Origin of the sequence: Paraglaciecola marina, assembly GCF_004360155.1 — a bacterium.
In the GTDB taxonomy this organism is placed as follows: Bacteria; Pseudomonadota; Gammaproteobacteria; order Enterobacterales; family Alteromonadaceae; genus Paraglaciecola; species Paraglaciecola marina.
The window spans coordinates 120,339-145,690 of sequence record NZ_SAIS01000007.1; the positions used below are offsets into that span (position 1 = coordinate 120,339).

Genomic DNA, 25,352 nt, shown 5'->3' on the forward strand with positions numbered 1-25,352 from the left:
GGCTTGCTTATACAAGCCTTGTTGTATTTAACGATTAACCGTTGCTTACATCTTCAAAATCAGCATCGATTATATCGTCGTTAGCACTATTGCTGGCTGGCGCGTCTTGCTGCTGACTTGCTTGCCCCTGTTGTTGCGTCTGAGCCTGCTGGGCTTGCATTATGCTAGCGTAAGCTTGTTGTAATGCGTTTTGGCGCATTTCAATGGCTGACTTATCATCACCGTTAACTGCCATTTTAAGCTGTTCAATTAAGGTTTTAAGCTCAGTTTGCTGTGCTTCAGGCAAACTTGTCATCGATGTTTGCACCGTATGTATCAGTTGGTCTGCTTGGTTACGTTGCTCAACTAACTCACGTTTTCGTTTGTCTTCGCCAGCATGCTGTTCGGCATCTTTCACTAAGCGATTGATTTCATCTTCAGTTAAACCACCAGAAGCTGTAATCTCAATGCTTTGCTCTTTACCTGTGGCCTTGTCTTTAGCTGACACATTTAATATACCATTTGCGTCAATATCAAAGGTGACCTCAATTTGCACTGAGCCTCTTGGCCCAGGGCTGATGTCACTTAAGTTAAATTGACCCAGTGACTTGTTATCTGCTGCCATTTCACGTTGGCCTTGTAACACATGTACGGTTACCGCAGCTTGGTTGTCTTCAGCTGTTGAGAACACTTCTGATGCCCGCGTGGGTATGGTAGCGTTTTTCTCAATCAGCTTAGTCATCACGCCGCCTAGGGTTTCGATACCAAGTGATAGAGGGGTCACATCTAACAATAATACATCGTCAACTTCACCGGATAACACGCCAGATTGAATAGTTGCACCAAGTGCTACTGCTTCGTCCGGATTGACATCTTTACGTGGCTCTTTACCAAAGAAGTCTTTAACTGCGTCTTGCACTTTGGGCATACGTGTTTGACCACCTACCAAAATCACCTCGCTAATTTCGCTGATACTCACACCTGCATCTTTTAATGCTTGCTCACAGGGCGCAATGGTGCTTTTTACTAAGTCATCTACCAGCGACTCTAGTTTGGCTCGTGTTACCTTCACATTTAAGTGTTTAGGGCCACTTGCATCAGCCGTTATGTATGGCAAGTTTACTTCGGTTTGTAATGCCGATGACAACTCGATTTTTGCTTTTTCAGCCCCTTCTTTAATACGCTGTAGTGCCAAAGAGTCTTGTTGTACATCGATACCACTTTCTTTTTTAAACTCATCCGCTAGGTAGTTAATAAGGCGTAAGTCAAAGTCTTCACCCCCTAAAAAGGTATCGCCGTTTGTGGCGAGTACTTCAAATTGTTTCTCGCCATCCACGTTTGATATTTCGATAATCGACACATCAAAGGTACCACCACCTAAATCATATACTGCGACTTTTTGGTCGGCTTTACTGTTTTTGTCTACGCCATAAGCCAGTGCTGCAGCTGTAGGTTCGTTAATAATCCGTTTCACGTTAAGTCCTGCAATTTTACCTGCATCTTTAGTGGCCTGACGTTGTGAATCATTAAAGTAAGCGGGTACCGTAATTACTGCGTCGGTAACGGTTTCACCTAGGTAGGCTTCGGCGTCTTTTTTCAGCTTACGTAAAATTTGTGCCGATACTTCTTGTGGTGACAAGGCCTTACCATTGACTTCAACCCATGCATCGCCGTTGTCTGCTTTTACAATTTTGTAAGGCGCTAACTTAATATCTTTCTGTACTTCTTTGTCGTCAAACTTACGACCAATTAAACGCTTAATGGCGAATAATGTATTCGTTGAGTTAGTCACCGCTTGTCTTTTAGCGGGTTGACCGGTTAATGTTTCGTTATTTGCATAAGCAACAATCGATGGTGTGGTGCGGCTACCTTCGGCATTTTCAATAATTTTTGCTTTGCCTGCTTCCATCACTGCTACACATGAATTTGTTGTTCCTAAATCAATACCTATAATCTTTGTCATAATAATCACCTAATATTTAGTTGGTTTAATCTAATGCTTATGGTGTTGACCAAGTAAGCAGTTTGACCACATAAACACCTTGATATTGACTAACTAACTTTGCCGCTAACACTCAAGATGTTTGGTTAGTGGGGCTATAATACGCAGGCTAAAAAAATGCCGATGTCACAATTGTGACAGTAATTGAAAGTTTGTTATTTTGATGTCGCTTGGGTATGTACCCACAACAGGGTAGAATGAATTTACTTATTTACAGTACTGCTTAAATCTAATTTTTTATGCACCCAGACGTGTCTCATTTACCGCAAAAAGCCAGCCCAGTATTGGTGAAACAAGCAAACATGTTTGCGGGTTTGCCGGCTACGTTAATAGAAGACTTTCAACAAGAGTTTTTATTAAACGAATGGCACAAAGGTGAATACTTTGATCCTAAATTATTGACGCAACGATTTTTTGTGGTGTTAGATGGCCAAGTAGAAATCAAACAATGTAATCCAGAGACAGGTCGAGAAACCACCTTAGATATGCTGTACGCCGGTGACTGTTTTGATTTGATTGTGCTATTAGATGACCAACCCCACGATGTCATAGTGTCGCCTTTGAGTACGGTTAAGTTGCTGTCGGTTAAACTGGATACCATGCGTAATTGGTTGTGGACCTACCCAGAGTTCAATAAACAGTTTATGCCTTATCTTGCTCAAAAAATGCGCGAGAAAGAAGAGCAAGCCAGTAGTGTGATTTTGCACAATGTCACCACACGTTTAAGTCGTATCATTTTAAAACACATTAAGAAAATTAAGTTTTATACCGGCCGCAAAGAAGAAGAGCATCAGCACCATTTAGTGAATGGCTTAAACGACGACACCCTAGCCAGAATGTCTGGCACAGTGCGGCAAATAGTGAATAAACAGCTACAGCTTTGGAAGAAAGACGGTACCATAGATAAAAAGCGTAATCAGCTGATAGTAAAAGATTTAGAAGCTTTGGAGAAAGAAGCTAAATATACGGATACCTTGCCCAATACGCGGTTAATTGAAGCGCCCAACAAAAAGCGTTGAGAGCTTTTTTCTGAGTTTTTATTATGATCTTTTAGCTACCTTGTAGTTATGCATAGGAGCCTAGCCTATTAGTTTGCAGAGTTTTATCTCCTCCTTCATCCCATATCCTCCATTACTTATTTTTTCATTTACCACATCTACGTTCAGTGCGCTTCATTTTATTTATAGGCAAATTACCAGACTTTTACTGAGAGATTTTTGGATTCTCTCACACTGATTATTTGCTTAGCATAGAAAGAAAAATTACGGCATTCGTTATCGAGTCGAAGTAACAATAATCAGTAAATTAAGGAAGGTATTATGTTTTTCATTAGATTGAAGTGGCTTACAGTGGGGGCTTTGATGCTAGTTCCGCTAACATCAACTTATGCAGATACATTTTTAATATGTAAACCACCAAAAACAGGTATGGCCGGAAAAGGGGCATGTATAAATGCCTATAATCCAACGGCAAATCAAGTTTGTTCTGGTAGCGGCGAAAATAAAGTCTGCTCAACGCAAAGTCTTGAAGACTTATGCATAAAAGTAGGTACCAAAGTAGGAATACCATTCAATCAATTTTCTTCTGGATTAGGCACATTCGAATCAGAGTCACAATGTTTGCAATCATGCAACAAAGAATATGGGGGGGCGTTTGTAAAGTTTGGCGGCGAGTGTTTTGGAACAGTGTCAAAGTAAATTAGTTAAGCTGAATTAACAGGCAATGATTAGAAAATGTCAGATTTAATTTTGATCTTACTGAACAACTCCTCTCTGCCTATTTATTGTACTATGACTCGACACCTGATATCATCTTGACCTATAGGCCATATATCAGTATGGCCTAATCAAAACAGACTCGGTGCCTCTATCGAGTTGATGTTTTACAAGGAGGATGGTATGAGCATTAAGGTTAATCATTATGCAGCAAAAACTATAGAGCCTAGTTATTATTTGAATTTCGAAGCCTTAGTTATTGAGTTATCTGTTGCTGTTATATTGGGTGTTATGGCTATTGGTGGTTATAACACTGGGCTTTGGGTGGTGTGGGTGCCCTGTGGCGTTATTTCGGCTTGTTGTTTGGTGTTGGTTTTGTATTCGCTTTACAACTATATTTCGGACAAACTGACTCGTAAAATGGTTGCTCCTACCGACAATAAATAGTACTGCTAAGCACGTTTATGTCACATTTTCAATGCGGTAGCTTTGCTTATTACCCACTTAAAACTATATATCGGGCCTACTCTCGGCTTTTTAAATCATTAGTAAGATAGGCTAAAAACTCACGTATGGTATCTAAGCTTAATTCAGCGTCTTTCATATGTTCTTCTAAGTTTTCAATAGCGTTTTCTTGTTTCAATAACTCTCTTCTTTCTAACTCTATGGTGAGTTGTTTGAGTGTACCTTCAGTATCTGCAATCAAGGCTTTCAGACGTTCGGTAGTAAGTACGTTGACATTTGCCATGGGCTTTAATCCTTACTGAAATTGGTTCGATACAAGAATACACAGAGCAGGTACGATAAAGAACACACTTAAAATATAGGCTAAAGCGACCATTTTATTTTCAGATGCGCTACGTCCTAACCATTCGGCACATTGCACTGGTATGTAACGAAGAAATGGCAATCCATATATGAGTAATACCCCTAAAATATTGTAAGTAAGATGAATAAAAGCTATTTGTAGGGCCGCTTCGCTATTACCCGTTACTGCGGTTGCTGCTAATACTGCTGTGATACATGTTCCAACATTTGCCCCTAGGGTGAATGGATAAATCTGCTTTAAGCTAAATGACCCTGTACCCGCTAAGGGCACCATCAATGAGGTGGTGGTGGACGAAGATTGCACTAATACAGTTACCAGTGTGCCAGAAAAAATTCCTGATATTGGACTGCGCCCAATGGCTGAGTGCATTATTTGCCGCGCTTTACCCACCATGAGTTTTTTGAGTAGCTTTCCCACCAAAGTGATGGATATAAAAATCAGTATGATCCCAAATATGATGAGAATGATCCCACCAGTCTGGTCGCCAAATGATTGCATGGCATATTTCACATTACTGACAACAGGAGAGGTAGCAGCTTTTACAAAGTTGAAGCTATGCATTGAAACTTCGCTGCCACCATAAAATAATTGGGCAAGCAAAGAGCCTAACTTTTCAAGTAATCCAAAGGCAATCTCTAAAGGTAAAAATATCAGTACTGAAAGCAGATTGAAAAAGTCATGGACTGTGGCGGCAGAAAAAGCTCGGGAAAATTCTTCCTTAGCTTTTACATGACCTAAAGACACTATGGTATTGGTAATAGAGGTGCCAATATTTGCCCCCATCACCATAGGAACCGCCACTGAAACTGGCAAGCCGCCAGCTACTAGGCCTACTATAATGGCGGTAACCGTCGAAGAAGACTGGATTAAAGCTGTCGCTACTGTACCTATTACCAAACCTGCAAAAGGGTTGCTTGCAAAGGCAAATAGCTCTTCTGCATGGCCTCCAGCAGCCATTTTAAAGCCGCCCCCAATAATGCTTACTGCACAAATAAGTAGATAAACGAGTAGGGCAACAAAAAACCATTGAGATAAGTGGTTCGAAGTACGGTCTGGGTTGTGGGTTGAAAGGGTGCTAGTGAGTTCACTCATTCTTACTATCCAATAATATTGACTAGCTTAGTGTACGAATGAAATGCGTCAGTGTTATGACAGTGGTCAATTTGCTCAGTTAACTCTTGGTTAAATTAGGTTTAACTCTCAAAAAAACTGCGAAACGGGGTATACCTTTTGCGGTGTATCCATAATATTTGAAGGTGATGGTTGTGCCTATTTGAGGTGGGTTTCGTCTTTGTAGGTCGCTAAAGCCGGAGCCTATTTTAAATTGTAGGCCGCTATCTAGCTCTACCAGTATGGCTCCTAACATACCAAGATATTTACCTTTTCCTGGCAAATGGGCAACCACAGTTGCTTCACTGTCTTGGTGTTTTTTTAGCTTAAGCAAGTTTGCACTTCTACCATTCTGATAGGTCGCTCTTTGATGATGCAACATTAACCCTTCAGCACCTTGGGCTACCAACTCATGTAGCTTGGCCATCAATTGATCTTTAGTATTTAACTTGAAATGGGGAATAACGAACAAATAGGGATTGGTGGAGTTATCTACTATCGTTTCTAAGTCACTAAGCCTACGGGTAAAATCTCCCTTATGTTGGGGCAAATCAAACAACATATATTTGATTTGCTTCCATTCATCTGTGGGAGTATCTCGTAAAACAATTGAGGCAGTTTTTTCAAAACTATTACGTGCTAACCATAACTCACCATCCAATACTTGATTGCCGAAGCCTTTTACAAACCAGCTAGGTGCATGAATTCTATTGCCATTTCGGGTGATAAGTTCTGAACCTGTCCAGCGGGCACGGATACCGTCTAGCTTTTCGCTTATCCAATATTCTTTAACCTTTATATTGTCTTGATAAACTTGCGCAAGTTGTTGTGGTTGACTGGATTTATATAGCTCTGATTCTCTGGCTAAAGATAAATTAATTACTGCGAGTAGTTGGCTTGTGGCAACTAGAGCATAAAAGTATTTTGAAAAGCGCATATTCAGTACTGTCCATGTTGTTGAATAAAGTTAAGCCTAGCTTACAAATGTAAAATTGTTAGCTAAGGGACAGTGGGTTATCATTATATGTGGCTGTTTATAATGTATTTGAGTGGAATAACTATGCAAAACACATATATTCGGAAATTGAAAATTTTCATCGTTGCGGTTTTGATTTTGTCCGGTTGTGCGACTATCGCTAACTTGGATTTGAATAAGCTTTATGGTGATGAGAACTCAGAAAACCGAGCTTCTGCATATATAGAGCAAGCCTCATCCAATAGCTCTGCGAGTCAATTTTTTGAAAATGATGTTGCGCCCATAATCGAACAGCGTTGTGTGGTGTGTCATGCTTGTTACGATGCCCCTTGCCAATTGAAAATGAGCTCACCTGAAGGCATAGAGCGTGGAGCCAATAAAGAAATGGTTTACCACGGAGATCGCCTATTAGCGGCCACGCCTAATCGTTTATTTATGGATGCATTAAACCCTATAGAGTGGCGGGAGCGTGGTTTTTATCCAGTACTGAACGAGCGGCAACAAACCCCAGTGGCTAATACTCAAGCCTCTGTTTTAGCAAAAATGTTAACCCTAAAGCAGCAACATCCATTACCTAATGACAAGTTATTAGACGACCGATTTGACGTAAGTATTGATAGGGCGCAAGAATGCCCAACCATCCAAGAGTTTGATTATTATGCTAAGACCCAACCCTTTGCAGGTATGCCCTATGCCTTACCCGAACTAACGACTGATGAGCACAACACACTTATGGCGTGGATTGAAAAAGGTGCCTATATGCCTTCTCAAGCGCCAATTTCAGCAGAGCAACAGCAAGCGGTAGATAATGTAGAAGGGTTCTTAAATGCCGACTCTTTAAAAATGCAATTAAGCGCTCGATATATTTATGAGCACCTGTTCACCACTCATTTATATTTTAACGAATTAGTTGAACCTGACACTCAACCGCAATTTTATAATTTAGTGCGATCAAGAACGCCTATTGGTGAGCCCATTGATATTATTGCTAGTCGCCGTCCTTTTGATAAACCTGATGTATCTCGTGTGTATTACCGATTACAGCCTGTTGTCTCAACTATAGTCACCAAAACTCACCAGCCCTATGCCGTGGATCAGCCTTTAATGGACAAATGGCAATCATGGTTTGTGGATGCTGAGTATAAAGTCACCTCTATGCCAAGTTATGAACCAGAAGTAGCGGCTAATCCTTTAACGGCGTTTGCGCAATTACCGGTAAATGCTCGCTATCGTTTTATGTTAGAGCGTGCCCAAAACACCATTATGGGTTACATCAAAGGTCCTGTTTGCCGAGGGCAGGTGGCCCTTAACGTGATCAACGATCATTTTTGGGTGTATTTTGTAAAACCAGAAGTGGCAACATCCCCAGAGCTGAATGCTTTTTACGAATCTCAACGTGACAACTTGCGTTTACCTGCTGAACAGGAAAGTACTGCTTTGGCTGTGAATTGGGTTGAGTATGCAAAACGTCAAGGGGACTATGTACGTGCTCGGCACAAGTTTATGAATTCGGCAGTAGAAGGCGGCCAACAGTTTTCTATTGATGATATTTGGAATGGTGATGGCAGCAATGATAACGCTAGCCTTACCATATTTAGGCATTTCGATAATGCTAGTGTAATTAAGGGGTTGGTTGGTGCGCCACCAAAAACAGCTTGGGTTATAGATTATCCACTACTTGAGCGTATTCATTATTTGTTGGTAGCTGGTTTTGATGTTTACGGTAACTATGGTCATCAATTGTTAACTCGTTTATATATGGACTTTTTACGGCTTGAAGGAGAGGCAAACTTCTTAGCATTTTTACCACCTCAGAGTCGTAGTGAAGTGCATAAGTCTTGGTATCAAAAAGCAGGTCCAGAGTTAACTTCTTTCATGCAAGGTAAAGTTAATAAGTTTTACCAACCAAGTGGCATAGAATTCACCACTAAAAATTATAAAGAAGAACTGTTTGATATGTTTGCTGAACACCTTAAATCAGTGCAACCCAACGAATACAAAATTAAAGATAGTAAGTTGAGCCATAACAACAAGGCGCTACTTGCCGAACTCAATAAGTTAAAGGGCTTTAGTGCTGCCATCCTGCCAGAGCTAAGTATGATAATGGTTGAGCTAGAAAATAGTGATGAGCCTGAAATATTTACTTTGGTACGTAATAGTGCTCACTACAATGTAAATAGTTTGTTTTTTGAAGAAGGTAATCGTGATTTTAAAAATGATAATGTGACCTTAGTGCATGGCTTGTTAGGGAGTTACCCAGATGTGTTTTGGCATGTAAAAGAAGCCGATATTGCCAAGTTAGTGGCCAAGGCCCAGCAAATAAAGACTCAGCAAGATTATGAAGCTTTTTTAGATATATTTGCATTACGACGTACCTCACCCGAATTTTGGTCGTTTAGTGATAGGTTGCATCAAACATTTATGGCACATAAACCAATCGAGGGAGGCCTGTTAGATTACAACCGCTTGGAAAATCGTTAGCTGCACTTTGTCTTTACGCGATGATAATACCATGCCAACCAAAGGAGCACGTTGACGCTTATTGCACTATAGATTGCAGGGGCAGGGTTATCTAAGGAGCTAACTGAGCCAGCATAGGTACAAATTAAAATATAAGGAGTGATACTCAGCAACCAAGCTCCTATGAATCTACTAAAGGGCATGTTAGTCATACCTGCCATACAAGCTGATATCTCAGGCAACATGGGAATAGCTCTAGAAAAAAGTATCATTACGTAGCCATGCTTTTTAAAGTTTTGTCTAGCATCTAAGCGTTGTTCCGAAGTTGGTAAAATACGTTTTTCGATTTTTTCGCCATGGTGATAACTCACCACATATCCCAGCATACCCACTAACATCAAGCCTATTAAACTAGCGATTGCGCCATAAGTATGTCCTAAAAAATATCCACTCAGGGTGACTGTGGCAAGGGTAGGGATAGACAGTAGCAGGTCTGATAATAGTATAACTATTACAATTAGTATCAGTGTTAACACGCCTGCGTTTTTTGCTATCAATAGCCAGTTTTCGACTTTATCAATGGTAATGATGCCAGTGAGTTTCATCACTATAAATATGCTGATAAACACTAATGCTAAAGACAAAATGAGTTTTACTAATGCTTTCACTACAGCTCTTTTAATTAATGTGGTGGGTTAACAGTGCATATTTTAATGGGGAGTACTTTATCAGGTTAACTTATCCCTTTAACTGAATTTATTAGAAATTTCTTCCTATTAAGTTGCGGTTGTTTTCATAATTGCAATTGAAATAAACAGCGTTTAGTATTTTCAATAAAGGATAAAAGCTGGTTTTGCTATTTTACTGGTTAATTCCTAAGTGACTTAAATTATTTATACTCGTCTACTCATGTAAAACTCTGCCTGCTTTGCGTTTCACGTTTGTCCTATATGCTAATGCCACAGTCTCACTTATATCAATAAAGGAAATGAGCCATGTCTATACCTGTCATTCAGTTTAATCAAGATCCTAACGCTGGCCAAGCCATTCACGATAGTCTGAGTGATTTAGGTTTTATGCAAATTAGTGATTTTGGTATAGATACTGAACTGCTTAAAAAAGTGTATGACCAAAGCCGAGCTTTTTTTAGCGGAGATAAAAGCACTAAGCTGCGCTGTCAATATCGCTCTGCAAAAGAAAACTTTGGGTATCAAGGCTTAAAAGAAGAAAACTTAGATCCTAATGCCCCTGCTGATTTAAAAGAAACTTTCACTATGCGTAATATCATTATGGGAGATATAGCTGACGATCGCTGGCCATCTGTGGAATTTAAAACCCTGATGCAGCAGTTTTATGCTAATGCCCTAGCTGCGGGCCATACCTTGCAGAAAACCATGGCTAAACACTTGAATCTTGATGAGGACTTTTTTAGTTCGACCCACAATGGTGAGAGCATTTCTCTACGTTTACTATTTTACCCAGCCCAACCTGCAGACTCGGTTATTGAAGAGCAATTAGGGGCAGGAGCCCATACAGATTACGGGTTTTTAACCTTGTTGTTTCAAGACAGTGTAGGCGGCTTGCAGGTGTTAAATCATAATGACGAATGGCAAGGGGTTGAGCCCAGAGAAAATACCGTTGTGGTCAACAGCGGTGACTTATTAGAGCGGTGGAGTAATGGCCATTATCGCTCAACTCTGCATAGGGTGGCACCTTGTACTCATGGTAAAGACAGGTTATCCATCGCAATGTTTTTTGACCCAGATAGCCCAACTTGGGTTGAGCCGTTACAGCAATTTATATCTGACGAACAGCCCTGCAGATATACTGCAACAACAGCTGGTGAGCATATTCAAGAAAAGATACAGGCCACCCATAAACAGAGGTTTGCTAAATGAAAAATCGTTTTGCCTTTTTGATACCTTACATTGGGCTGATTATTGCGGCTAGTGCTGCGTTTTCTATGTCCACCTTGTTTAGCTCAGTTAAGCCTGTGTTGTTAACGCAATTTATGAATGAGGTAGGCTTTAAAGCTGGCCTTGCAGGTTGGTTGGTGGCTGCACCTTTTATTGGCATTTCTCTGGCTACCTTTGTGGTAGCAAAATTATTAGAGCGGTATTCATATAGACGCATTATTAGCTATGCAGGTTTGCTTTTAGTCGCTTGCCAAATAGGAAACAGTTTGTTCTTTAGTTATGCCATTTCTACTTTGTTACTGCAACTGTTTAGCGGTATCAGTGTGGGAGTGTTGATGGGGATAACATCAAGCTTTATAGCCCGTTCAAACTCGGCTGGTACCCTGTTTGGCTTAGTTGACATGATAGGCGTGTTGCTCATGTCTTTCATGGTAGCGGGCGCTAGCATGGCCACAGAAAAAAGCGGTGTGGCTGGTGGCTTCATATTTAGTGCTATCTTAAGCGCAGTATTTTGGTTAGCCATGTTTGTTTATAAACATAAAGCAGTAGATAGGGTAGAAAGTCAAAGTGCACCAGAGCTTGAGAATACAGCCTTTAACATCAGTTTGCGGCCTGTGATTATCATTATTATGGGTGTGTTGTTTGTGACCTTTAGCGGCCAAGGTTTTGCCTTTATGTTTACCATAGCGACTAACTTAGGAATGACCTTTGAACAGTCTGGCAATAGTATTGGGCTTATTCTATTTGTGTCGGCTTTCGCTTGTTTAATTGGTGGCATGTGTAGTACCCGTTTTGGTCCAGAAAAACCTTTGTTTTGCGCTTTTGTTGTGTGTGCAATAGGCTGGACTGTGGCTATTAACAGCCCCTCCCCAACTATATTTTTAATGGGATTGTTTCCCGCTATTTGTGCCTTACAATTTTGCTTCCCTGTATTGTTGTCGTTAGCTGGAACACTTGATAATGAGGGGAAATGGGCAGCAGTAGCTACGCCTCTACTCACCAGTGGATTTGCTTGGGCGGCTGTGTTGTCGGGGCAAGTGGTTGAAGTTTGGGGAGTCCAGGCATTAGCCACTAGCACTCAAATTGGTATGCTTTTATGTATTCTCCTATTGGGCTTAAGTGTCTTTTTGTCTGTATCTCAGAGAGTAAATACCAGTACCGAAATTGATGGTGTTTAATAGTGATATAGACGTCGGGTTACACACTAGAAGACCTTTTAAGTATTAAAAACTAGCTCAATAATGAGCCTATGTTAGAGATTGATATGACTTTTAGAAAACTATTTTTTTGGTTTCACCTTATTATTGGCTGCAGTGCAGCGATATTTATTTTTTTAATGTCGTTTACTGGTGTTGCGTTAACCTATGAAAGACAAGTTATTCAAAGTGCTCAAAAGGCTAACTTTCCCGTGGCTCCTAGTAAGAACGCCAGTCGCTTAGCCTTAGATAAAATTGTGTTTATTGCTAAGTCATATCCTACAAAACAAGCCTCTACTATTAGTTTTTCAAAACAGCACAATGCTCCTTTTGTGATAAAAGATGGTCGTAAAACCTTAGCCTATTTGAATCCGTTCTCTGGCGAAGAGATTGCAGAGCCAGGCCAAGGAACGAGAGAGTTTATGGGTAAGGTCAGAGCCTTTCATCGCTGGTTAACCCTTGATGGAAAGTTCAGTGAAACGGGCCGTTGGGTAAATGGTATTGCAAATATCATCTTCTTTTTATTGGCACTAACAGGCTTGTATTTATGGTTGCCATCTAGGTTTAAGAAAAGAGCCTTTAAACAAAAGTTGATCCTCACAAAAGAACACCCTAGCAAACAAGCTAGAAACTACCAGTGGCACAATACTTTTGGATTTTATATGGCGCCTATTTTAATTGTGGTGATTTTTACAGCATTCTTTTTCTCATTTAAATGGCCAGGTAAAACCCTAGAAACCTTAGTATCAACAAGTACTAAAAGCTTTCCTAAAGCGGTGGCGTTAAGCTCGCAAATTACTCTGCAGCCCCTAACTACGCAACAGTTATTTATAAACGTTAGTAAGGCAAACCCAGATTGGAACACTATTAGTTTTTCGGCACCAAACAAAGCACTAAGTCTGCAAATATTTGATCTGGATATGGGCAATGGTGGCGAGCCTCAAAAGAAGAAAAGCGTGTGTCTAGACACCCTAAGTGGTGAGTTAGTGGCAGAGAAAACCTTTGATGACTATTCAACCTATCGAAAAATTAGAAACTACATTCGTTTTTTACATACTGGTGAAGTGTACGGGTTAATCGGCCAAACCATAGCGGGTATTGCTTCGCTATTAGCCTGTTTGTTGGTGTATACAGGTATAATGATGTCGATAAGGCGCTGGAAAAACAGTAGAGCCAAAGCCACTGTTTAGTGGCTTTGTATTTTATAGTAACTTGAATTAGATTAGGTAATTAACCTAATTATTAGCTGTAGTAAGCTGAATGTATCCTTTCACAGAATGCCACTAAATTACTGTACTCCTTGGTTAGATCAACTAAGGGCGACGGCATATTGGACAAGAGTATTTGCGCTAACATGGCGTAGCTAGTGATATCGAGTAGGCTGAGTTTGTTATTGAAAAAGTACTCTTTGTCTCCTAGTAAATCACTCATAGCTTGTAATTGAGCTTCGGCTATTTGCAGTATTTCAGCTTCACTGTGACGGCCTATACCATGGCCATGCATAGATTTTATCATGCCTTTTCGGGCAACCTTAGGGATTATCTTGTTTAGTGGAAATGGCATGCTACCAAAAAAGGTGGGTTTGATTATTTCCCAGTTACTCTGGTACACCCATCTAAAATGTACAATACACCAATATAAGCGCTCTTCTAGGCTGGCACATGCTAAGTGGGATATAGCATTTTGCTCGGGGCTTAGGTGGCTATTAACATCAAACTGATATGTGTCTTTTAGGTAGTTTTCTATAAAAAAGCTATCGGATACGGTTTTATCGCCATCTTCAATATATGGGAGTTTTCCTTTCGGTGCTTTCTGCAAATATTGTGTACCACTGAGTACTTCAAAGGGCTGCTTTGAAACAGTAAGCAAAAAGTTTACTTTCAATACAAAAGGGCTTGGGTCAGGCACATTTAAGCTAGGGCCAAAGCTATATAATTTAATCATTTTTCATCTCGTTAAACGCTTAAAATTGAATGTTGAATTCAGTTAAAAAGTGCAGTTACTACACTAAATATTGCTAAAGCAGCAAGTACCATTATGGGGACAAGGGTTAACATAAATCCTAAGGATCTAGATGATGGTCCGCTGATATAAGCTCGCCAATAGATAAATCTACCTACTAAGTAAACACAGCCGATGGCGGCCACCCATATAGGGTTTTGATGTTGCCCTGCCACAAACAAGGATGGTAAAAATGCTACTATCATTTCGAGTGTGTTCATTTGCACTCGATACATGCGTTCGAACACTGGCGAGCCTGTTATGGCAGGTGCTTTTAAACCGCTGGTTCTTCTAGCTTTACCTGTCATTGCACCAAAAAATAAATACTGGGCTACGGCTAGCATGGCAATTAATTCAATGTAATACATGGGTGTTCACTTAATTGGTAATGGAGTGACTTAAGCTGATTGTGGCTCAATGGGCACAGCGTAATAGACTATTGAGTCGTCAGATTGGTAGTTAAACTCGGGTCCGTAGGTTTCAACATCGGGGCCGTAGGTATGCTTCATGTTTGAGCGCAATAACCAGCTTGAGTAGATGTAGCTAATGGTGCGATTAAAATGATCGGTATTAACTTGGCCAGTGTGCTGAAACTCAGCGTATTGTTGTTCTGGTAATTGAGTCGTCACCATTCCCTTTGGAATATCTGAGGCTTTTGATACCTCCACACACGACATATAAAACAGCTTTTGCTCACCACTGGCATTTTCTTCAACAGTGATAATGCCGTAACAAGTACCTTCTATTGTATTGCTGATTTCAGCTAGCCTAGGCATAAAGCCTTCCCACAATGCTGGAAGTTTATCTGCTATGTTTGTTTTTTCTGACTCAATACCAATGACTTCGATTTTTATGCCCACCAATATTTTGGCTGGCTTAGTATAAATACGGGGCTCTAAATTGAGGTGTTGATGCAGGTTCTCTAAATACCCTTGGTCAAACCGAGCTTTTTTAATGATTAACGCTTGGCTGGCCCGTTGCCGATAGTCGCTTGGGGTATATCCAAATAACTTTTGAAATGCGCGGGTGTAAGACTCGTGGGACTCAAAGCCAGAAGCAATGGCAACGTCTAGTATTGAACGTTCTTTATCAAATAAGATATCCATAGAGTTGGCTATGCGTCTTGAGCGAACATAGGCCTTTAAGGTTTCGTTTGTTAGGGCTTTAAATATTCTCTGAAAATGCCAATGGCTCATGTTGGCATGGGCTGAAATAGAGGTAAGCGGTATGGGGGTGTCTAGGTTATCTTCAATGTAGTCAATGCCAAGTTGAATGCTGTCTAAGTATTTCATGTCTAATCCCTATTAGGTAGTGAAGCTATGTTAAACTCTAAAATTGTTGTTCATTTGACCTTTTGTGCTTTTTCTTTTTTTAAATGTAAATCTCTATTTGGGTTAGCCACAAGCTTACTGGATCTGTGCTGCTCAAGAATGCTTATGGCTTTACCGATAAACTAAGTACTTTGCAAAATAATGGCTATATTTATACTCTTTTATTCTCCTAATGGCTGGCATGTTAAACATCAAACCGATTATTCAGGTATTACTTTTATTTAGTTTTTTTGGGACGGTGTTAAACGTTTACGCTGTTGATGAAATAAAATTGCTCAAGCCACTTTTGGGAATGGACAAAAGGGAAAGGCATAAAGATGAAGTTATATTTAGGGCTCTTGAGATAACTATCCCTGAGTTTGGGCCATATTTATATAAAACTATAGATGTGGATATGACTCCGGGAAGAGCCCTTATTTCAATTCGTAGAGGCGAGTTAATCAATACTTACATTGCAGCGTCCAGTGATATTTGGGACAAAAGTGCAACAGCAATAAAAATTCCTATACGACGAGGCTTAATGAGTTACCGGTTATTGCTAATACACAGAGCTAACCTAGATAAATTTGAAAACGTTCAGACATTAGAAGATTTAAATATGTTAACAGCAGGTTTTCAGAGAGATTGGGCCATTACTGGCGTTTTTGAGAAAGCCAATATGAATATGATGACGTCACACACTTTCGAAGGGCTGTTCTCTATGTTAGAAAAACGTCGTTTTGATTATACGCCTAGAGCCATATATGAGGCATATGATGAATTAAACACCCGTAAAGATAAGCTTCCTAATTTAATGGTGGAGCCACATTTAGCTTTATACATTCCGCTTGTGACTTATGTTTATGTTTCAAAAAATGCGCCTCGTATCGCACAGAGAATCGAGGCCGGATTAAAGAAAATGTCAGCTAATGGAGATCTCGATAAGCTGCTAGATAAATATTATGAAGAGGATATAAAAAAGGCTGACTTAGCAAATAGAAAAATTATTTATTTTGATAAATAACCTTGTCGTCACCAGATGTGCTTTTACCGCCACCGTAAAAAGAAGCTTAAACAGCTGATGCAGTATTCGATATTTTCTATTACAATTCTCGGCCATATTTTTTAAGCATAATTTAGGTTTCGAGCGGCAGACATGGCAGCAATTGGTATAGATTACGGTACATCAAATTCTGAGGTTGTGTATTTTGATGGTGAGCAGCATCATTTTATAAAGCTTGACCCTAGCTTAGAGTCTGCAAATAAAATTCGTTCGTCTGTTTTTATCTACTATCAAGATGAATTGCCGTTACCGCCTGCAGCTATTATTGAAGCTAAAGTGTCACGTATCAAACAAGCCATAACCGAACAGCTTGATAAAGCTAAAGATGGTTATTACGAAGCCAAAGACCCAAGAGAGCAGCGAGTTTACAGCGATAGAATTGATGAGCTGCGCGCTGAGTTACACAACCGCCCCGCATTACAACGCCGCGCCATACAATTGTTACTTAAAGATATGACGGTACAAGATTTATCACTACAACAGTTGGTAGACACAGGGCAGTTTGCATTTGGTGAAGAGGGCTTTAAACGTTATTTAAAAACACCTGATAAAGGGCGTTTGATTTATTCACCTAAAAACTTTTTAGGGGCCAGTTTAGTAGAAGGTCAGCAGCAGGCATTTATTGGTATGATTGCTAAACAGTTAGAGTTTTTTAGGTTAAGTGCTGAGCAACAGCTAAATATGCCAGTTGATACTGCTGTGATTGGCCGCCCTGTTAAGTTTCATGGTACTAGAGGCGATGCCGGTAACAACCAAGCCATTAATATTATGACCCAAGCAGCCCAAAAAGCCGGTTTTAGCAAAGTAGATTTTTTAGAAGAGCCCATAGCAGCGGCCTATAAAATTGAACGCACCCTAAATAAACACACCAATGTGCTGGTGGTAGATATTGGTGGCGGTACTACTGATATTTGTTGTATTCGTCTCTCTCCCGAAAAGCTGGCGAACCTAGACCGTCAACAAGATGTGCTATCGGTAACCGGCACTCGCTTAGGGGGAATGGAATGTGATAAGAATCTTATTGTTAAGTCGATTTCACCTACAATGGGACAGGGGTTGCTAATGACCAATGGTTTGCCTGTGCCGCCGACCTATTACTCTGATATGTGTGCTGTTGATGATATTCCAAAATTAAACCGCTTTTTCTCTGAAGAGTACGGTTTAGAAATAGCGCAAACTAAACATATGGTGAAAGAGCCAGAGTTATTAGAGCGCTTACTCACAGTGCAAGAAGAAAAGCTTTCTGCCAGATTAGTCAACTCTGCACGTTTAGCTAAAGAGCTGCTATCGAGTAAACCCGCTATCACTTTGCCGCTACATTACATTGAAGCTGATTACGGTGTAGATATTAATGTAGAAGAATTACAACGCTCCATGCAGTCATGGTTACGTCGAGTGAAAAAACTAGTAAAAGAATGTTTAGATAACAGCGCAGAACAGCCAGAAATGCTATTTATTACAGGCGGCATGAGTTTGTCACCCATAGTGCAAAAAGAGCTACTAGAGATGCTACCCAACTTACCCTTAATGGAAGGCGACGCCTTTAACTCTGTGTGTGAAGGGTTAGCGATTCAGGCCGCTAAGTAGCTGTTAGCTCAAATCAAATAAAGGCTTAGCACGCAAAGGTGTGAGTTTGCATCAGGCCAATTAGATGACACATAAAAAGGAGAAGTAATAACACTTCTCCTTTTTTGGTATTTGGGTAATTAAAGTTAAGGTTTGGTGGTGGGGGGATTTGTAAATAAGGTACGGGTGTAACTTCACCTTTCACGCAGCGGTTAAGGCACGCGTCTTTTATAAGATATTGATTAGCATAAATTACTGCTTTAGAGTGAGACTGGCTCAATTCGTGATAGAAAATGTTATGAAGAAAATTAAATAGGTATTGCACCTTTTATTAAATTGTTAACGTCACAAGGAAGTCATATTGTCACCTGAAATAAATAAAGATGTATTAGTTAAAAATGTATTCGTACTTATGTGGCCTTGGGTAGCTGTAATTATTGCAATTATCGTAAGTATTATTATTTTAGGTATTGGTATATGGCTTAGTTTAGAGTTAGATGACTGGACTATATTTTCACGGTCTGGCTCTCTTCTGGTAGTGATTGCGCTAGCTTTGGCTATCCTTGATCATTCCAACTGGCTACAAAAAGTCATAAATGTTGGTAGTGATGCAGCCCTTCCTGAATTTAAAGAGAAACTAAAGCAAAACTTTTTAAATAAGGTTACCGAGAGACTAAGTAAGCATAATCTTCAAAAGTCTGAAGACGAAATTGAATATATAGTAAATATTGAGATATCTAAATATATTGAAGAAGTGCCTAACCGTATAGGTTCTAAGGTTAAAAGGTCATTTCAAAAATACGAATTAATAATTGCTGCTATTGGTACTATTGTTTGGGGTTTTGGAGACCTAGCCAAGTATATTTAGCTTGTTAGCAGCGGGAGATGTAAAGGAAGTATGGGTATAATTTCAGGGAGTGAAACAGTTAAGAGTTACATTAATGCCAACCTTGTTAAAGTCGCAACTGATGATAGTGGTTGGAATGCACTTTACTTAAACAAAATTGATAATCAATATTGGGTGTTAACTTATCCTAGGTCTGAGGTTCATGGTGGCGGGCATCTAGAGCTTCAGAAAATAACCGAACTTTCCGCAAAGAGAAAATTTTGCTTTTAATATATCATCCTCAAAAACATGAATAGTGATGTACTCAGGTTTTCCTCAAAAGTGGTGCAGGTTAATTTTGCCAAATGAAAGCTTAAAACTGCCACATTCAAAAAGTCATATATTTAGGAGCGTTTTATCAAATATCTAACTGTAGTGTTTGCTGTTACATTATTGGGTTGTGTGTCCAAACCCGAAAAAGTTACTGAAACACAAACGGTTACTGAGACGAAGTTGGTTACTGTTGAAAAAGAATATACTCCTCAATTGTGGTCTCACCACAAAGTCGTAAAAGAGACGCCAGCGTTATGTGCTGTAAAAGGTGTTTCTATTTTAAACTCATTAGGGTTTAAGTCGGTTGTTAAAAATGGAAATTACGTTTACGGTAATTTTAGTAATAACCGTGCTGCGATAAAGTGCGTAACCGTTGATAAGCAAACTTTTGTATATGCAGCTGTAGCAGGAGCTGATGTTAAGACTGTTGAAAAGCTTAGAAATGAAATTGCTTGGAAGTTGTAACAGTTCATTGGCATACTTTCGCGCTTTCTTTTTTACGTCGGCTTTTCCATAAAGCTTAAAAATACCACTGCGGTATAAGTCCAGTAAAGGTGGGTTAACAATGAAACCCACCTTTGAGTTTTTACTATTTTTAATGGCGGGTTATTGAATAGGATTTGGGACTCTAATTGGTGGCTTAGGCTCTGTAATTACCGGTGATTGATAACCAGAGAGCTCACTTAACGCCTCTTTTATCCCAGCGTCTAATTGAGGATCGCGCCCTTTAACCGTATATTTTGTCCATTGTTCAACATTAATATCGGGTGCAACACCTTCATTTTCTACTTTCCATTGCCCTTGTAAGTCAAAGAAACCAGACCTTGGTGCGGTAATGTAACCACCGTCAATAAGCGGAGGTACGCCCCATATACCTACTAATCCTCCCCAGGTGCGCTTACCAATTAGCTTGCCTAATTTATAGTGTCTGAACATATAAGGCAGCATATCGCCCCCAGATCCAGAAACCTCATTAATTAGCATAACTTTAGGCCCCCAAACCCCCGATCCAGGGCTTGTCATAGGGTTTGCCTTGGCGAAGGGGTTATTGAAAAAGCCGCTTGGTTCTCGCCTTAATACATCGATTATATAGTTTGCAATAAAGCCTCCGTGATTAAAGCGTTCGTCGAGAATCACCCCTTGTTTATCCGATTGAGAATAAAAATAACGATTAAAGCTATGGTAACCATCTTCTGCGGTGTTTGGGATCCATACGTAAGCCAATTTTCCATCAGATTGTTTATCTACATATTTACGGTTGTTTTCAACCCATTCATTTCTTCGAAGTGCAGTTTCATCGGCAATAGGAACGATATTGAAAGTTTGTAGGTCTTTAGGCCGTTTAGAATTTCCAACAGTAATACTGGTTACTTGGCCTAGTGTGCCTTGAAAGTATTGATAAATATTTTGGTTTGGATCTATAGAGGTACCATTTACCTTAAGTAGATAGTCGTTATCTCTAATTTTATGGGCAACTTTTGCTAGTGGTGCCTGACTGTTCTGAGTGGGGTAGTAGCTTTCACCTGTATAAACCTTTGCTATTTGCACGCCGTTATCGTCAATCTTATAATCAGCCCCTAACAGGCCAACATAATTTTTCCCTTGGTAGGGCAATTCCCCTGTAGATGTATATGAATGACCAATTGAAACTTCAGCGCCAATATTGTCTAGTAAATAGGTAAGGTCAGCAGGATGTTTAACCGATGCAACCAATGGGCTGTATAATTGGTAAACTTCCTCCCAGTCAGCCCCATGAAAATTATCAACATATAAATAATCTCTTTGATAACGCCATGCTTCTCTAAATATTTGTTGCCATTCTTGTGAATAATTAACACGTTTGGGTAGGGCTAATTTTAGTACTTTATCGTCTTTTCCAGACCCTGTTGCGCTATTGAATACGCTCCAGCCAGCTTGAGACTTTGCTAGCAGAGATTCACCATTTGAGGATATTTTATAGGTGTTTATGTCGCTTGCGAGGGTGTTTGTTTTTTGCGTTTCTAATTCGTAGCGAATTAAATCAGTTTTAGTTTCTCCTGAATTATTTTCATATTGAGACACATAGAACAGCTCTCCCGATTTCCCTGTTTGTAGCTGGCTAAAGTGCCCTGACTCTTTAGATAAAGGCAGAATACGTTTATGTAAATTTTCAAAATCTACAGTGACAGACACTATGGACTTCTCTGCATCCTCGCTGTTTTCTTTTGATTCTTCTTCGCCTGCCTGTTGAGTGGCTTCTTCTTCATCTGATTTCTCTAACAGTGGAGAGTCATATTTATTGGTTAACAGTGCATAGTAAATTTGAAAGCTAGGGTTGAATGCGACCGTTGACATATCTAGCCAAGCCGCTTTAGGGCCATAATCTGTACTTGCTAGAAAATACAAGCGCTCACCATTTTTATCCCAAACAGGGGAGCGTATTTCAGCGATGCCTTCGGTTACGGTATAACTTTTTCGCTCTGTCACAGAATAAATCAAGAGTTGGCGAAACATATTATTAGTTTGTTGGGTGTATGCTACCCATTTACTGTCTGGTGACCAAGCAGCCATGGCAGAAGGTTCGGGGTGAGTAATGGCATTTTGAGCAATAATTTTTGTGCTGCCATTGTCTGCGTTTGCTATCCAAAGCTGCTGAAAATTATCACTAAAAATTAAACGTTTATTATCCGGTGACCATTGCAGCTCATTGTAAAAGCCTTTTTCTGCTAATTTAATTTCTTTGGCGATATTACCTTTTTGATCCGCAATATTTAGGCGGTATTCACCAGTGTCATCACTGAACCAAGCAATGAATTGACCGTCGTGAGACCATGCAGGTGAAACCTGACGACTAGCTGAGTTATCGGTTAAGTTACGTGGGCTGCCATGTTCAACAGGTACAGTGAAAATATCACCACGGGCTGCAAACACTGCCCGTTTAGCATTGGGAGAAACATCAAATTCAGTGATGTGATCTTCGGCTTTTACATATTTATTAGTGGCCCAATGAAAATCTCCTTTAACATTAATAGCTATCTTCTGGGGGTTGGCTGTTCCAGTTTGTAAATACAGATCGCCGTGATATTCATATACTAGATTATCGCCGTCAATGGTGTAGCCCATAACGTCAAATTTTGTAGAGTGGGTAATTTGTGAGACTTGCTTATTTGTTGTTGAGTATTTGAATACGTTAGTGACTTTTGAATGATTAGATAAATAATAAATATCATCACCTTGCCAAATAGGGTCGGAGTCTAAGTCATTATTGAACGGCAAGTCATACTCTTCTAAGTCATCTAACTTAATTACCCGTAAGGCTTGGTTTTGACCACCTCGGTAATTACGCCAGCCTTTATCCCAAAACCCTGCTCGGCGGAATACTAAATGTTTAGTGTCTGGTGAATAGCTGCCACTAAAGGCTCTATTCATGGGGAGTAAACTTGGATTTCCGCCGTTAATATCTATTGTATAAAGGCGTTGCCAGCTTCGAGGTGCGTTATCTCTTCGAGAATTAAATAACACAGTTTGACCGTCTGGTGACCAGCCTACTACTTGGTCGTTTGTAGGGTGATAAGTCAGCCGCTTAGGCTCACCCCCTAAACTACTCACTATGTAAACATCATTATTACCGTTATATTCGCCGGTAAAAGCAATCCAATTACCGTTAGGTGAAATTTTTGGAGACGACTCTTGTCCTTGAAAACTTGTTATTCGAGTGGCGGTCCCTCCTTTTAGCGTAACTTTCCAAATATCGTTTGCATAAGCAAACACTAGCAGATCATTTTTTAAAGAAGGCTCACGTAATAGCTGGGTTGCAAAGCCATATTGAGAGATAAAAATTAGAACACTGAGTAGTAGATAGGTTAGAACTTTCATGAATATTCCTTGTTTTGCTATTATTTTCTATTTGTAATATGCCCATTTTTTCTATGTTGGACCACTCCATTGTCTATCTGTATTGTACAATATTCATCCAGCTATGAAATCACCTAACTCATGTATGATGAGGATATTTGATGGGAGTATAGCTTTATGCTTAGGTGGCTATCGATTTTTAGGTGATTTTAAGGCTTTGGGCTTCTTTTTAATTAGCCGTTTTTTCTCAGCTTTGGTGACATGCTTAGCAATCCACTTTGTCATTTTTCCCATTAGTATCGGTGGAAAGTTATGCCCCATACCATCAATGACTTTGAGTTTTGATTTGCGAATGCGTGCAGCTGTGTCTTGGCCGCCAGCTACTGAAATTATTGGATCATCCGAACCATGGATAACTAATGTAGGCGCTTTTATTTTTTTTAATAAGCTGCGTCTATCACCACTACTGGTAATAGCGACAAGTTGCCTTTTTACACCTGCTGGGTTGTGAGCTCTATCAATATTAATGGCAGCATGGTTACGTAATATGGACTCATCTATTGGGTAGTTTCTGCCACTAATTAGGCGGTTCATTTTAATATTGTATCGAATGGCCGCTTCTCTATTGGTTTTTATTGGTGGCCTAGCTAACTTCAACAGTAAACTAAGTTTCGGGGTTGACGTTGCGGCTGAGGGAGAAGACATAATGGAGGTGAGGCTCAAAATCTTCTTTTTATGTTTTGCTGCTAGAATTTGCGCAATCATGCCTCCCATTGAGGCTCCTACTAAATGAGCCTTTTTAATCTTTAAAGCCGTCATTAGTTGTATCACGTCATTAGCCATATCCTCTAGCTTGTAGGGAATATTCGCCTTTAATGGTAGACGCTTGCTTAACCAGCTTCTTATTAGACTTGGTTGTCCCAATTCATCCAATTGACTGGATAAACCTACGTCTCGATTATCAAATCGAATCACTCTAAACCCTTTCTCTACTAATCCTTGATATAGCTCCTCGGGCCAGACTGTCATTTGTGCGCCAAGTCCCATTATTAGAATAATGACAGGAGCTGATTTTTTACCTGTGTCTTGGTAGTTAATAGAAATACCTGAAGTAAGGCGAATAGACTGCATTATGATGTGGTTTTATATATCGAAACTGGCTAAGTAAACTTAAAACGTGTGATCTAGATTGGCATAGCATTATGAACAAAACATGACGGTTGCGATGGTAGTTAATCTGTCGTTTTGATCTTAGTTGATATAATAGTGACTAATGGCATTGTTCTAGTTTTGGGAACACTGGCAAGTTACCTAAACTCATTTGTGTCTATTATTTTTACATTTTTGATTGTTTTTAAATCTTTTTTATTTAAGTGATTGATATTTAAGAGTTAATTATGTGGCCTGTATTTTGCTTTTAATTGCATTGTGAACTTTTATTAAAGAGAAATGAACTTTAGGTTTTGTTGGGTTTAGAAAACTTAAATAATAAAATTAAAAATAGCGTTACCTCCCAACAAATTAGGGCCAGTTAGTTTTACTAGCTGGCTTTTTTTATGTCTTTTAGTTTGTGATTTGGCTCAATGCAAAGGGTTAAAGCTACGGGATTACACACTGTGTTACGTTTAAATTATCTAGCCTTTTAACTGTTTATCGGAGATCATTACCCTAGTTTAGTTTTTAAGAGGTTTGGGTCATCATTAAGGTTAAAAGTTTTAGAATTTTCATTATATTTTTATTGGTTTTGCACTCAAGTGTTAAAGCAGAAACTATCACAGATAAGTTGATAGTGGCCTTAATTGAACAGAATACTCCTAAGGTTTTGCATAACGAAAAAAACCAACCTTGGGATTTTGGTACCTATGATTTTCAGGTAAAAAAGGCTGGGGTCGTTGGTTTTTCAAATGCTGCAGACGACATTAGGTTAACTTTACCCATTGAAGTGGTAATGCAAGGTAAAGTGAATAAAGACTTTCTAGGTCAGAAGGTTGTTTTGAACTGCGACAGTACCTTTGAAACTGAGACCATATTTGACGTAACTCTTTTGCTTAATCCCCCTAACTCTGCAGCTAAAGTGCGAATATTGGCACCTATTCCTGAGGTCTTCCTATTTTGTGATGGGTTGAAACTACCTATCCAGCCTTTTTTACAACAGCTTGTCGCTGAGAAAAAAGTCGAGTGGGAGCAAAAAATCACAGCTGAAATCCAGAGACTATTAAAGCAAGCTGGTATTTGA

The 25,352-nt window shown here is 39.7% G+C and carries 23 protein-coding genes; 13 read left to right on the plus strand and 10 right to left on the minus strand.

The annotated features are described in order from the left end of the window. Nucleotides 1–34 precede the first annotated feature (34 nt). Complete coding sequence (gene dnaK, locus EOK74_RS11395; protein WP_133470134.1) at nucleotides 35–1,942, minus strand: molecular chaperone DnaK; 1,908 nt, start codon at nucleotides 1,940–1,942, stop codon at nucleotides 35–37. A 290-nt stretch (nucleotides 1,943–2,232) separates the two neighbouring features. Between dnaK and EOK74_RS11400 the strand changes: the two genes are divergently transcribed. The 3 genes from EOK74_RS11400 (at nucleotide 2,233) to EOK74_RS11410 (ending at nucleotide 4,143) form a co-directional block, all read left to right on the plus strand. After that, nucleotides 2,233–3,000, plus strand: a complete 768-nt coding sequence (locus tag EOK74_RS11400; RefSeq protein ID WP_239024095.1) for a Crp/Fnr family transcriptional regulator — start codon at nucleotides 2,233–2,235, stop codon at nucleotides 2,998–3,000. A 300-nt stretch (nucleotides 3,001–3,300) separates the two neighbouring features. Further along, nucleotides 3,301–3,678: a hypothetical protein gene (locus EOK74_RS11405; RefSeq protein ID WP_133470136.1), complete on the plus strand. Its 378-nt coding sequence runs from the start codon at nucleotides 3,301–3,303 to the stop codon at nucleotides 3,676–3,678. Between the two features lie 201 nt (nucleotides 3,679–3,879). After that, complete coding sequence (locus EOK74_RS11410; protein WP_133470137.1) at nucleotides 3,880–4,143, plus strand: hypothetical protein; 264 nt, start codon at nucleotides 3,880–3,882, stop codon at nucleotides 4,141–4,143. A gap of 76 nt (nucleotides 4,144–4,219) precedes the next feature. On the opposite strand, the gene EOK74_RS11415 is transcribed toward EOK74_RS11410, so the two are convergent. The 3 genes from EOK74_RS11415 to EOK74_RS11425 all read right to left on the minus strand — a co-directional run bounded on the left by EOK74_RS11415 (nucleotide 4,220) and on the right by EOK74_RS11425 (nucleotide 6,572). After that, complete coding sequence (locus EOK74_RS11415) at nucleotides 4,220–4,444, minus strand: hypothetical protein (RefSeq protein ID WP_133470138.1); 225 nt, start codon at nucleotides 4,442–4,444, stop codon at nucleotides 4,220–4,222. A gap of 12 nt (nucleotides 4,445–4,456) precedes the next feature. Beyond that, nucleotides 4,457–5,617, minus strand: coding sequence for a Na/Pi symporter (locus tag EOK74_RS11420; protein WP_133470139.1), 1,161 nt, complete (start codon nucleotides 5,615–5,617; stop codon nucleotides 4,457–4,459). 79 nt (nucleotides 5,618–5,696) lie between these two features. Then, nucleotides 5,697–6,572, minus strand: a complete 876-nt coding sequence (locus tag EOK74_RS11425) for a DNA ligase (RefSeq protein ID WP_133470140.1) — start codon at nucleotides 6,570–6,572, stop codon at nucleotides 5,697–5,699. 123 nt (nucleotides 6,573–6,695) lie between these two features. Between EOK74_RS11425 and EOK74_RS11430 the strand changes: the two genes are divergently transcribed. Continuing rightward, nucleotides 6,696–9,092 carry a fatty acid cis/trans isomerase gene (locus tag EOK74_RS11430; protein ID WP_133470141.1) on the plus strand — a complete coding sequence of 799 codons (2,397 nt, stop codon included), beginning with the start codon at nucleotides 6,696–6,698 and terminating at the stop codon, nucleotides 9,090–9,092. On the opposite strand, the gene EOK74_RS11435 is transcribed toward EOK74_RS11430, so the two are convergent. Then, complete coding sequence (locus EOK74_RS11435) at nucleotides 9,089–9,739, minus strand: TVP38/TMEM64 family protein (protein WP_133470142.1); 651 nt, start codon at nucleotides 9,737–9,739, stop codon at nucleotides 9,089–9,091. The genes EOK74_RS11430 and EOK74_RS11435 overlap by 4 nt on opposite strands. A 327-nt stretch (nucleotides 9,740–10,066) precedes the next feature. Between EOK74_RS11435 and EOK74_RS11440 the strand changes: the two genes are divergently transcribed. The 3 genes from EOK74_RS11440 to EOK74_RS11450 all read left to right on the plus strand — a co-directional run bounded on the left by EOK74_RS11440 (nucleotide 10,067) and on the right by EOK74_RS11450 (nucleotide 13,373). Further along, entirely contained in the window at nucleotides 10,067–10,969 is a 903-nt protein-coding gene (locus EOK74_RS11440) for an isopenicillin N synthase family dioxygenase (RefSeq protein ID WP_133470143.1), read from the plus strand. Continuing rightward, nucleotides 10,966–12,165, plus strand: a complete 1,200-nt coding sequence (locus EOK74_RS11445) for an MFS transporter (RefSeq protein WP_133470144.1) — start codon at nucleotides 10,966–10,968, stop codon at nucleotides 12,163–12,165. Before EOK74_RS11440 ends, EOK74_RS11445 begins: the two co-directional genes overlap by 4 nt. An 86-nt stretch (nucleotides 12,166–12,251) precedes the next feature. Then, nucleotides 12,252–13,373 (plus strand): PepSY-associated TM helix domain-containing protein, encoded by a 1,122-nt coding sequence (locus EOK74_RS11450; RefSeq protein ID WP_133470145.1) that lies wholly within the window; start codon nucleotides 12,252–12,254, stop codon nucleotides 13,371–13,373. Between the two features lie 52 nt (nucleotides 13,374–13,425). Here the strand turns inward: EOK74_RS11450 and EOK74_RS11455 are convergent, their stop codons facing one another. The 3 genes from EOK74_RS11455 to EOK74_RS11465 are packed head-to-tail and all read right to left on the minus strand — an operon-like array spanning nucleotide 13,426 to nucleotide 15,476. Continuing rightward, complete coding sequence (locus EOK74_RS11455) at nucleotides 13,426–14,127, minus strand: glutathione S-transferase family protein (RefSeq protein WP_133470146.1); 702 nt, start codon at nucleotides 14,125–14,127, stop codon at nucleotides 13,426–13,428. 38 nt (nucleotides 14,128–14,165) lie between these two features. Further along, on the minus strand, nucleotides 14,166–14,552 hold the full coding sequence (locus EOK74_RS11460; RefSeq protein ID WP_133470147.1) for an MAPEG family protein: 387 nt from the start codon (nucleotides 14,550–14,552) through the stop codon (nucleotides 14,166–14,168). A gap of 30 nt (nucleotides 14,553–14,582) precedes the next feature. Further along, nucleotides 14,583–15,476 carry an AraC family transcriptional regulator gene (locus EOK74_RS11465; protein WP_133470148.1) on the minus strand — a complete coding sequence of 298 codons (894 nt, stop codon included), beginning with the start codon at nucleotides 15,474–15,476 and terminating at the stop codon, nucleotides 14,583–14,585. 220 nt (nucleotides 15,477–15,696) lie between these two features. Here EOK74_RS11465 and EOK74_RS11470 point away from each other — a divergent pair, with 220 nt between their 5' ends. The 5 genes from EOK74_RS11470 (at nucleotide 15,697) to EOK74_RS11490 (ending at nucleotide 19,747) form a co-directional block, all read left to right on the plus strand. Then, entirely contained in the window at nucleotides 15,697–16,518 is an 822-nt protein-coding gene (locus tag EOK74_RS11470) for a type 2 periplasmic-binding domain-containing protein (RefSeq protein ID WP_133470149.1), read from the plus strand. A gap of 132 nt (nucleotides 16,519–16,650) precedes the next feature. Then, nucleotides 16,651–18,144 carry an Hsp70 family protein gene (locus EOK74_RS11475; protein WP_133470150.1) on the plus strand — a complete coding sequence of 498 codons (1,494 nt, stop codon included), beginning with the start codon at nucleotides 16,651–16,653 and terminating at the stop codon, nucleotides 18,142–18,144. A 340-nt stretch (nucleotides 18,145–18,484) separates the two neighbouring features. Beyond that, the gene (locus EOK74_RS11480) at nucleotides 18,485–18,991 is read left to right on the plus strand and encodes a hypothetical protein (RefSeq protein WP_133470151.1); all 507 of its coding nucleotides are present in this window, start codon (nucleotides 18,485–18,487) and stop codon (nucleotides 18,989–18,991) included. 30 nt (nucleotides 18,992–19,021) lie between these two features. Next, nucleotides 19,022–19,240, plus strand: a complete 219-nt coding sequence (locus EOK74_RS11485) for an Imm27 family immunity protein (protein ID WP_133470152.1) — start codon at nucleotides 19,022–19,024, stop codon at nucleotides 19,238–19,240. Between the two features lie 171 nt (nucleotides 19,241–19,411). Next, complete coding sequence (locus EOK74_RS11490; protein WP_205964633.1) at nucleotides 19,412–19,747, plus strand: hypothetical protein; 336 nt, start codon at nucleotides 19,412–19,414, stop codon at nucleotides 19,745–19,747. Nucleotides 19,748–19,888: 141 nt separating this feature from the next. Here the strand turns inward: EOK74_RS11490 and EOK74_RS11495 are convergent, their stop codons facing one another. Both EOK74_RS11495 and EOK74_RS11500 read right to left on the minus strand, forming a co-directional pair. Then, complete coding sequence (locus tag EOK74_RS11495) at nucleotides 19,889–23,137, minus strand: S41 family peptidase (RefSeq protein ID WP_133470154.1); 3,249 nt, start codon at nucleotides 23,135–23,137, stop codon at nucleotides 19,889–19,891. Nucleotides 23,138–23,305: 168 nt separating this feature from the next. Continuing rightward, the gene (locus EOK74_RS11500; RefSeq protein WP_133470155.1) at nucleotides 23,306–24,247 is read right to left on the minus strand and encodes an alpha/beta fold hydrolase; all 942 of its coding nucleotides are present in this window, start codon (nucleotides 24,245–24,247) and stop codon (nucleotides 23,306–23,308) included. Between the two features lie 613 nt (nucleotides 24,248–24,860). Here EOK74_RS11500 and EOK74_RS21055 point away from each other — a divergent pair. Next, complete coding sequence (locus EOK74_RS21055; RefSeq protein ID WP_239024096.1) at nucleotides 24,861–25,352, plus strand: hypothetical protein; 492 nt, start codon at nucleotides 24,861–24,863, stop codon at nucleotides 25,350–25,352.

What these genes read in the sequence shown, in the direction of transcription:
- EOK74_RS11420 (WP_133470139.1), bottom strand. Translation starts at nt 5,617, where the DNA reads ATGAGTGAACTCACTAGCACCCTTTCAACCCACAACCCAGACCGTACT.
- EOK74_RS11415 (WP_133470138.1), bottom strand. Translation starts at nt 4,444, where the DNA reads ATGGCAAATGTCAACGTACTTACTACCGAACGTCTGAAAGCCTTGATT.
- EOK74_RS11410 (WP_133470137.1), top strand. Translation starts at nt 3,880, where the DNA reads ATGAGCATTAAGGTTAATCATTATGCAGCAAAAACTATAGAGCCTAGT.
- EOK74_RS11440 (WP_133470143.1), top strand. Translation starts at nt 10,067, where the DNA reads ATGTCTATACCTGTCATTCAGTTTAATCAAGATCCTAACGCTGGCCAA.
- EOK74_RS11465 (WP_133470148.1), bottom strand. Translation starts at nt 15,476, where the DNA reads ATGAAATACTTAGACAGCATTCAACTTGGCATTGACTACATTGAAGAT.
- EOK74_RS11450 (WP_133470145.1), top strand. Translation starts at nt 12,252, where the DNA reads ATGACTTTTAGAAAACTATTTTTTTGGTTTCACCTTATTATTGGCTGC.
- dnaK (WP_133470134.1), bottom strand. Translation starts at nt 1,942, where the DNA reads ATGACAAAGATTATAGGTATTGATTTAGGAACAACAAATTCATGTGTA.
- EOK74_RS11495 (WP_133470154.1), bottom strand. Translation starts at nt 23,137, where the DNA reads ATGAAAGTTCTAACCTATCTACTACTCAGTGTTCTAATTTTTATCTCT.
- EOK74_RS11445 (WP_133470144.1), top strand. Translation starts at nt 10,966, where the DNA reads ATGAAAAATCGTTTTGCCTTTTTGATACCTTACATTGGGCTGATTATT.
- EOK74_RS11470 (WP_133470149.1), top strand. Translation starts at nt 15,697, where the DNA reads ATGTTAAACATCAAACCGATTATTCAGGTATTACTTTTATTTAGTTTT.
- EOK74_RS11485 (WP_133470152.1), top strand. Translation starts at nt 19,022, where the DNA reads ATGGGTATAATTTCAGGGAGTGAAACAGTTAAGAGTTACATTAATGCC.
- EOK74_RS11500 (WP_133470155.1), bottom strand. Translation starts at nt 24,247, where the DNA reads ATGCAGTCTATTCGCCTTACTTCAGGTATTTCTATTAACTACCAAGAC.
- EOK74_RS11425 (WP_133470140.1), bottom strand. Translation starts at nt 6,572, where the DNA reads ATGCGCTTTTCAAAATACTTTTATGCTCTAGTTGCCACAAGCCAACTA.
- EOK74_RS11405 (WP_133470136.1), top strand. Translation starts at nt 3,301, where the DNA reads ATGTTTTTCATTAGATTGAAGTGGCTTACAGTGGGGGCTTTGATGCTA.
- EOK74_RS11430 (WP_133470141.1), top strand. Translation starts at nt 6,696, where the DNA reads ATGCAAAACACATATATTCGGAAATTGAAAATTTTCATCGTTGCGGTT.
- EOK74_RS11460 (WP_133470147.1), bottom strand. Translation starts at nt 14,552, where the DNA reads ATGTATTACATTGAATTAATTGCCATGCTAGCCGTAGCCCAGTATTTA.
- EOK74_RS11455 (WP_133470146.1), bottom strand. Translation starts at nt 14,127, where the DNA reads ATGATTAAATTATATAGCTTTGGCCCTAGCTTAAATGTGCCTGACCCA.
- EOK74_RS11475 (WP_133470150.1), top strand. Translation starts at nt 16,651, where the DNA reads ATGGCAGCAATTGGTATAGATTACGGTACATCAAATTCTGAGGTTGTG.